This is a genomic window from Actinoplanes subglobosus (assembly GCF_042650585.1).
In the GTDB taxonomy this organism is placed as follows: Bacteria; Actinomycetota; Actinomycetes; order Mycobacteriales; family Micromonosporaceae; genus Actinoplanes; species Actinoplanes subglobosus.
This window is the reverse complement of sequence record NZ_JBHSBL010000018.1, coordinates 657,026-663,491: the sequence shown is the minus strand read 5'-3', so window position 1 is coordinate 663,491 and position 6,466 is coordinate 657,026. Positions and strand designations below refer to the sequence as shown.

Here is a 6,466-nt window from a genome sequence, read left to right as displayed (position 1 = left end):
GGGAAGGATCCGCGTCTGGTACGTGCCGCTGCTCGGCGAGTAGTTGAGCGCACAGCGGGCGATCGACTTCACACCGCCGGCCCCACCGACCCAGCCGCCGTACACGGTGACCCGGATGTTGGGGTTGTTGTCCCGGACGCAGTAGGCGATCGCCCGCCACTGGTCGTTACCCGGCCGGGAGGTCGTGTCGCAGCCGGCCTGCCATCCGGTCTGGATGGAGGTGCCCTCCCAGTACCTGCTCCAGCAGTCGGAGGGCTGAGCCTGTGCGGCCGCGGGAAGCATCAGGCCACCCGCGGCGAGCGCGGCGACGGACAACGCACGGACCATTGCTCGATTTCGCATCTAAATCCCCGTCCTTAGATCGAAACAGACCTATGGATATTGGAACTCGACACGACCCCCGACAAGCACTCCGACGGAACCCGACAGATATGGGACACAAGGTGCACCACTGAGTACGATCCCCGGCGACACCGAGCGAAAACCGCGCGGCCGAGCGAACCCGAGCCGCCACCCGGCGGTCGCATCATCCCGGACGGATGAACGGTGGCCGACCGGGCGCCGCGCAGATCAGATGCCGGGACCTCACCGCCGGACCCGGAAACAGAACCGCCTGTCAGATCTGACAGGCGGTTCGGATGCAAATACCCGTGGGCGATACGTGGCAGAGTCCGAACCACACACCCGTTTGCCCCGTCCTGATCCCGTCCCTCACAAAGGCGGACTGCTTTGCCGAGATGAGGGCGTCGGACGGGCCGACACTACTGGCGCGTCAAGGGTGCGGGTCGGCGGTGGGTTGACCTGGGCGTGACGCTGTTCAGGCCGCCGTCGTGGTCAGCTCACGGTACTCGGCGGGCAGCTGGGACAGGGCGTGCCGCAGGTGCGCGCCGTCGGTCGTCTGGCTGAGCGTGGTCAGCACCACCCGGACACCCCGGGTGACCTCGTCTTCTTTGAGGCCCGTACGCCGGCTCAGCTCGTGGACGAAGTCGTCCAGCGGAACCGGATGCGCTCCGCCGTCGTGCCGCGGCGGTAGGTTGCCGGCCAAATCCTCCGGAAGGTCGAGCGCAAGCTCCCGAAGTTCGCCGCCGCTGAGCTGTTTGCCTACCTCCTCCAGCGTGCCGCGGATGAGGTCCGCGGCCTCTTCCTTGGCCAGACCGGCCCGGTCCGCCACCACCGCGGCGAGTGCCCGCTCGTCCATCGTCGTCCTCCTCGTTCGCTCGGACCTGTTCGGCGAATCGGCGAACAGGCAGGTGCTTCATCCGGTACGGGTGAGAGCCGGTCGACGGCGGCTGGGTCAGCTCGTGTCGCGCAGGTATTCCGCCACCCGCTGGTGCTTCTTGTCCCGTGCCTTGGCGGCCTTCTCGGCCGGGGTCTCCCGGGCGATGTCCGTCTTCGCCGAGCGGACCACCTCGTCCTTGTTGCGGTACTCGACGGGCGGCATGCCCCGCAGCGCCTTGAGCACCCCGATCGGCGCGCCCTCGCCCTCAGCCTCCTGGACGATGTCGTCCCTGGTCGCCGGATAGTCCAGCTCGTTGAGGTACCGCAGTACCTCGTCAACAGTGGTCATGATGGGCGCATACCCAGCGATGGTGCTGCCGAACATGCGGCACCCGCGGGGCCAACGACGGACTTCCTCGGCCACGCTGCGAAGTGCGTCCAGCGTGCCGCGCCGTTGCGTCTCCGCCGTATCGATGTCGACGTATCGGAGCGCGGCCGCGCAAGATCCGCTAGCCGCACACCACACTGGTGGACCACTTGGCGACGACGACGATCACGCTGTACTCGCGCGCGGACAGCCGATACCGACCGCGTCACCCTCCCGCGGCGGGAAGAGGTCGAGTCCGGAAGCGTCGAACCGATCGAGCTGACAGCGCCGGTCGTCCGGGAGCTAGTTGAGCAGTACGACGATCGGCGTCGACCAGCGGCGTGTGCGACGGTCGGGTGGGCTGCGCGAGGCGGCGCTGGGTTGGTGGCGGACCGGGCGAGACCATAGTGGGCCACGAACCGCCGAGCCCTGCGCATAACCGCAGGTCATCACCATAGATAGAAATAGAACCGGATCCCCAAACGGGCATCCGGTTCAATAACGAACTACTCGTGGGCGATACTGGGATCGAACCAGTGACCTCTTCCGTGTCAAGGAAGCGCGCTCCCGCTGCGCCAATCGCCCCGCACCATAAAAGCGAGGTGGAGACGGGATTTGAACCCGTGTACACGGCTTTGCAGGCCGTTGCCTCGCCTCTCGGCCACTCCACCGAGGCGGCCGATGCAAGGATCAGCAACAGCCTTCTCCGAGCGGAAGACGGGATTCGAACCCGCGACCCTCACCTTGGCAAGGTGATGCGCTACCACTGCGCCACTTCCGCTTGACCCCCAGGTTTCCCTGGCGACGGATGAAACCTTAGCCGAGCCCCGACCCAGATGCCAAAGCACCCCCCGCTTTAGGGGTCGCGTCACAGGTCAGAGCCCCTCCGGCGAGTCGAGGAGCCGGCGGACCTCGGCGACCAGCTCGGCCTGGAACGCCGCGACGCTGCCGTCGACGACACCGATCCGGTAGTCCTGTCCGGTTTCCGGGTCGTTGGCGCGTGTGCCGTCACGCATGCCGACGCTGCCGTCGCCATGACCGGCGGTGTACGCCGCGAGTGCTTCTTCCATCGGGGCCTCCCTCGAATACGCGCGACAATCTCGCATGTCAGGCGGTCGCCGCAATACCGGTCGCCCGTCGGACGAGATCCACCCGATCCGGCAGCGGGACGTCAGCCGGATGCCCGCGCCGGGAACGGTGGCCACGATCAGCAGTCTCCCGGCCACTCCGGGTTGACAGAGGTTTCCTGCTCGGGGCACAGAGTCCGCACAAACACGCTCCGCACGATGGTCTTCGCCGACCTCCCGAGGAGCAGACAGATGACAGTCAACGACCAGCTGACCACCGAGCCCCCGCGCGACCCGTGGGCCGCGACCGCCGACGAGCCCACCACGGCCACCGAGGTCATCACCGCCCCACCGGCCGAGCTGGCCCCACCGGCCGAGCCGGCCGCGCCGGCCGCCGGGATGCCCGTCGCGAGGCCGGCCGAACTGGCCGCGCCGATCGCACCGACCGCGCCCGCGCCGACGGCCGGGTTCCCCGGTGGGCCGCTCCCGCCGGCCGGGCCGCCGACGGCGTCGTGGGAGGCGCCGCCGCCCGCGGCGAGCAAGCCGAAACGCAGCCCGAAGGTGATCCTGATCGCCGCCGTCCTGGTGACCGCGATCGCGAGTTCCGGCATCACCGCCGGCATCATGACCGCGGTCGGCGGCACCCCGGTCGTCGCCACCCAGGACGGTTCCACCGGCCAGCAGGGTGGCCCGGGCGGAGGATTCGGCGGCGGCCCCGGCGGAGGCATGCCGGGCGGTGGCGGCATGCCCGGCCAGCAGGACTCCGGCACCACCCAGCAGGACCCGGGGACCACCCAGCAGGACTCCGGGACCACCCAGCAGCAACAGGGCACCCAGCAGGGCACCACCGGCACCGGCACCTGACCGGCCGGCGCGTGTCTTGTCGAAGTCGGCGTGAGCCGGGTCATCACCCGCGACATGGATAAGGCACGCGCTTTCCTCGCCGATAGAGGGTCATGACCCACGTCGAGGCCAACGGCCAAGCGCCCGCTGCTCGGGCCCTTCTCGAGTTCCGGCTGCACCTGGGCGTGGGGCTCCCTCTGGTGCTGGTCCTGCTGTTCGGCCCGGAGCAGGCGTCCTCCCCGGTCATGGCCCTGCTCCTGGTGCAGGGCCTGATCGCGATCCACCGGGGGCCACACCTGAACCGCCCGGCCGACGAGACGCCGTGGCGGCACATCCGGCACGCCTCGTACTTCTTCGTGCTGAGCAGCCTGTTGCGGGTGGTCCGCGAGTTCGGCGGGTTGCCCGACTGGCTGACGTTGCTCCCCGACCTGCTCACGATTCCGGCCTACCTGATCATCGGCCTCTGCTTCATGGTCATGCTGCGGCACCGGCGGGCCGACGAGGACGACTCGGCGCGGATCGACGCGCTCCTGATGGGGCTCGGGATCGCGTTCCTCACCTGGACCTTCCTGATCGCCCCGAACCTGGCCTCCGACCTGACCGGCTCGCAGCAGGTCAACGCGCTGTTCCCGGTCTTCGACGTGACGATCCTGGTGCTGGCCGCCCGGCTGATGCTGTCGCGGGGCGTACGGCAGCCGTCGCTGTGGCTGCTGGTGCTCGCGTGCGGGGCGCTGTTCACCGGTGACCTGTTCTACTGCCTGCGCGAGGCTTTGCGGGTGCCCGTACCGCAGTCGTGGGTCGACACGTTCCTGCTGCTGATGTTCGTCCTGCTGACCGCGGCGTCCCTGCACCCGTCGATGCGGACGCTGACCGAGCCGCAGGAGGGCGTGACCCGTGACCTGAGCCGTGGCCGGACCGTGCTGATCGGCGCGATGGTGATCTTCCCGGTCGGGCTGACCGCGCTGATGCCGCCGGAGTCCATGGCGAGCAACCTGATCCGGGCGGCCCTGTGCCTGTCGCTGGTGCTGACGGTGCTGTACCGGGTGATCCGCTCGAACAACTCCCGCGCCCGCGCCGAGCGGATCAGCCGGCGCCGGGTCACCCACGACGCGCTCACCGACCTGCCCAACCGGGAGCTGCTCACCGAGACCGTGACGCTGTGGGCCGGCCGCGCCGCCGGTGAGCGTCTCGAGATCAGCCTGCTCTTCCTCGACCTCGACCGGTTCAAGATGATCAACGACAACTGGGGTCACCGGGTCGGTGACGAGTTGCTCCGGGCGGTCGCCGAGCGGCTCACCCAGCAGGTGCGGGCCGAGGATCTGGTCAGCCGGATCGGCGGCGACGAGTTCGTGGTGGCGCTGGCCGGTCCGCCCAGCGAGCGGCTGGGCGAGCAGCTGGCCGAGCGGCTGATCGCCGAGTTCAACCGGCCGTTCTCGCTCTCCATCGGTGACGTGGTGACGTCGGTGTCGATCGGGGTGGCGAAGTCGACCGGTGACGTGCACGCGCTGGACCTGATCCGGGACGCGGACACCTCCATGTACAAGGCCAAGAGCAACGGCCGGAACATGTACGCGCTCTTCGACGCCTCGATGCGGGACCAGGTGCGTGACCGGGTCCGGCTGGAGCAGGCACTGCGTGGCGCATTGGAACGCGAGGAGCTGGCCGCGCACTTCCAGCCGATCATCGATCTGGCCTCGGGCGAGCTGGACGGTTTCGAGGCGCTGATGCGGTGGCAGTCGCCGGAGCTGGGCTTCGTGTCGCCGGTGCGGTTCATCCCGATCGCCGAGGAGACCGGCATGATCGAGGACATGGGGGCGTGGCTGCTGCGCGAGTCGGTCCGGCAGCTCGCCGAGTGGACCGCCCGGCGCGGGCCGGGCGCCCGCCCGCTGCACGTGTCGGTGAACGTCGCGGTGCGCCAGCTGCGTGACGGCTCGCTGGTGCGCATCGTCGACGACGCGCTGCGGGAGCACGGCCTCGCGCCGTCCGCCCTGTGGCTGGAGATCACCGAGTCCGGTGTGATGGAGGACCTGGAGGCGGCGCTGCTCACCCTCGACGCCCTGCGGGCGATGGGTGTCACGCTCTGCGTCGACGACTTCGGCACCGGCTATTCGTCGCTGAGCTACCTGGATCGGCTCCCGGTCGGGATCGTCAAGATCGACCGGTCGTTCGTGCAGGGTGTCGGCGACAACGGTGCCAAGGAGCCGATCGTCCGCGCGGTGCTGGCGATGACCCGGGCGATGGGTCACCGGGTGGTGGCCGAGGGCGTGGAGACCGAGGCCCAGCGCGACTGGCTCCGCGAGCAGGGGTGTGATCTGGTGCAGGGCTGGCTCTACAGCAAGGCCGATGTGCCCGCCAACCTGACCGCCTGGATCGACCGGGCACCGGCCCTGTCGGAGGCCTGACCCGAACGCCGGACACATCTGCGCTTCTGCCGTATAAAAACCTTTGAAGGGTCATAAGGAAGGTGGGGTATGACACCGAGTGCCTCGCCGCCGACCGTGCTGCGACCGGTTCTGAGCATCACCGACCGGATCCGCACCGCGACCCGGCTCGGTGTCGTCGTGCTCGCCCTGCTCGTCCCCGGGGCCCTGGCCACCGGCATGTACACCGCGGTGACCTCGTCGGACATCGCCTTCAGCACCCGCGAGCGGGAGGGCGCCGACGTCCTGCGCTCGGTGCTCGTCGCGTTGACGGACACGGCCGCCGGCCGTACCCCCGATCTCGCCGCCGTCCGTGCCGCCGCCGACGCCCAGCCGGACCTGGAGATCGCCGACGCGGTGGCGGCCGTCCCGGAGCCCGGCGACGGCACGGTGGCCGCCCGGATCGCCACCGCCACCGCCCTGGCCGCGCTGATCGCCGAGATCGGCAACGACTCCAACCTCATCCTCGACCCCGACCTGGACTCGTTCTACGTGATGGACGCCCAGGTGGTGCAGCTGCCGCAGGCGATGCTGGCGGCGCTGCAGGCGGC

The 6,466-nt window shown here is 69.5% G+C and carries 6 protein-coding genes, 3 tRNA genes and 1 pseudogene; 3 read left to right on the top strand and 7 right to left on the bottom strand.

Annotation, left to right across the window (positions count from 1 at the left end; all coding sequences use genetic code 11):
• The 7 genes from ACFO0C_RS24970 to ACFO0C_RS24940 all read right to left on the bottom strand — a co-directional run.
• Positions 1 to 342, bottom strand: a 342-nt coding sequence (locus ACFO0C_RS24970) for a hypothetical protein (RefSeq protein WP_378069061.1), incomplete at its 3' end; no start/stop codon positions are given.
• A 475-nt stretch (positions 343 to 817) separates the two neighbouring features.
• The gene (locus ACFO0C_RS24965; RefSeq protein WP_378069060.1) at positions 818 to 1,198 is read right to left on the bottom strand and encodes a DUF2267 domain-containing protein; all 381 of its coding nucleotides are present in this window, start codon (positions 1,196 to 1,198) and stop codon (positions 818 to 820) included.
• A gap of 96 nt (positions 1,199 to 1,294) precedes the next feature.
• A complete protein-coding gene (locus ACFO0C_RS24960; protein ID WP_378069059.1) occupies positions 1,295 to 1,567 on the bottom strand; it encodes a DUF2795 domain-containing protein in 273 nt (90 codons plus the stop codon).
• Positions 1,568 to 2,098: 531 nt separating this feature from the next.
• Positions 2,099 to 2,170, bottom strand: a tRNA-Val gene (locus tag ACFO0C_RS24955).
• A 15-nt stretch (positions 2,171 to 2,185) separates the two neighbouring features.
• Positions 2,186 to 2,256: transfer RNA gene (locus ACFO0C_RS24950), tRNA-Cys, on the bottom strand.
• A gap of 38 nt (positions 2,257 to 2,294) precedes the next feature.
• Positions 2,295 to 2,366: transfer RNA gene (locus tag ACFO0C_RS24945), tRNA-Gly, on the bottom strand.
• Between the two features lie 94 nt (positions 2,367 to 2,460).
• Complete coding sequence (locus ACFO0C_RS24940) at positions 2,461 to 2,655, bottom strand: hypothetical protein (RefSeq protein ID WP_378069058.1); 195 nt, start codon at positions 2,653 to 2,655, stop codon at positions 2,461 to 2,463.
• Between the two features lie 249 nt (positions 2,656 to 2,904).
• Here ACFO0C_RS24940 and ACFO0C_RS24935 point away from each other — a divergent pair, with 249 nt between their 5' ends.
• The 3 genes and pseudogenes from ACFO0C_RS24935 to ACFO0C_RS24925 all read left to right on the top strand — a co-directional run.
• Positions 2,905 to 3,516: a hypothetical protein gene (locus ACFO0C_RS24935; protein ID WP_378069057.1), complete on the top strand. Its 612-nt coding sequence runs from the start codon at positions 2,905 to 2,907 to the stop codon at positions 3,514 to 3,516.
• A 92-nt stretch (positions 3,517 to 3,608) separates the two neighbouring features.
• Entirely contained in the window at positions 3,609 to 5,897 is a 2,289-nt protein-coding gene (locus ACFO0C_RS24930; protein WP_378069056.1) for a putative bifunctional diguanylate cyclase/phosphodiesterase, read from the top strand.
• A gap of 69 nt (positions 5,898 to 5,966) precedes the next feature.
• Positions 5,967 to 6,466, top strand: a pseudogene (locus ACFO0C_RS24925) (hypothetical protein); the annotation flags it as partial.